Raw genomic sequence first — 1445 nt, 5'->3', positions numbered from 1 at the left:
TGTACAACAACCTCCCAAGAACTTTCACCATTGTTAGCTATCCAGTCTAAAACTGCCTGAACATCTGTAATATCTGTAGCAGTAATAGAAGAAGGAGCAATACAGTAATCTCCACACGCCTCTACTCTCATAAAATCAATAGACATATCTCCTAAAGAACCTGCACTCGTTTGTTTAAATTCTATATATATATTTTGACCTGCATATGCGGTTAAATCAATACCTACAGGCACCCATGGCTGTGTAGCTGAAGCCTGATAATCGCCTACCCATGTAAACTCATTGGTAAAAGGACCCGTAGCCGAAGTGCTAACTCCTACTTCTAAGGTTCCCATTACAGGTCCGAAAGCATGCATATAAAAAGATAATTCTACGGCTCCTGTAGCAGTTGTAAGATCAATTACCGGAGAAACCACAGATCCTGATGTGCCAGTAGCAGCACCAGAAGCCTCAAAATTCATAAAGCTAGCACCATTATAAGCCGCAGCAGGCCCTGTACCTACAGAAGTAGAACCATCAGGAATTTCCCAGCTACCACCATTACTATTAATAGCTCCTGTCCAATCACCTACAGCATCAAAATCTTCTGTAAAGATGTAAGAGCCATTACCTGTAGCACAAGTAACACCTGTTGGAGCCGTTGGAGGCACATCGTAAGTAGTAAAGGTGATTGGTCCTACCCAAACACTATAATCTCCACCACTACAATCAGCTCTTACATAAACTTCATAGGTAGTGTTGGCTGTTAAACTTGTAAATAAAAAAGAATCGTTAGTACTTGCAGTTGTACCAGAACCTGTTGGTACTCCCGTACCAGCTGGTTGAACTACTACTTCCCATTGGTTCTCTGTTCCACCTAATAACCAAGATAAGGTTACGGTACTATCTGTATTTGAATCAACAGTGATTCCTGAAATAGCAGGACATGTAGGAGGTGCACCAGAATAAATAGTAGGACTGCTTACACAAAATCCTCTTGCCCAAATATTATTATCATCATATAATATACGATATCTGAAAGCAGATAATTGCCCTGTTGTAAAACCTGAAATATCCAATTCAGGGGTTGTATAATCTACTGCACTACCTGTATCAGCACAATAATTATTAGTTACAGCAGAACCTGTGTCGTCAAGTATTACCCAGTTTACCCAAACACTAGCATCAGCATCCCAGTATTCTACTGATAACATTTCAGTATTTTGATGGTGGTAGATATAGGTAAAATCTGCATAGAGATACGTTTCACCCGCAGCAAAAGCTCCGTTAAGGTTTAAATAAGGAGATTCTGCAGCAATACTGTTCGAGGATCCTGACCCCCCTGCGTTATCATCATACGCAAAATTGGAAGTCGTAGTTGGATCTGATTCAAACAACGCTGAAACATTCGAATAGGATCCAGTTACAGACCAGGCTACATTCGGCCAGTTAGCTGCATCATTTAA

1 protein-coding gene is annotated in these 1445 nt (G+C 40.6%); it reads right to left on the bottom strand.

Going from position 1 to position 1445, the window contains the following annotated elements:
* On the bottom strand, positions 1-1445 hold a 1445-nt coding region (locus tag NBRC110019_RS16655; protein ID WP_281756600.1), incomplete at both ends, for a choice-of-anchor J domain-containing protein.

It is taken from the genome of Neptunitalea chrysea, assembly GCF_027924145.1.
Taxonomy (GTDB): Bacteria; Bacteroidota; Bacteroidia; order Flavobacteriales; family Flavobacteriaceae; genus Neptunitalea; species Neptunitalea chrysea.
This window is presented reverse-complemented; position numbering and strand designations above follow the sequence as displayed.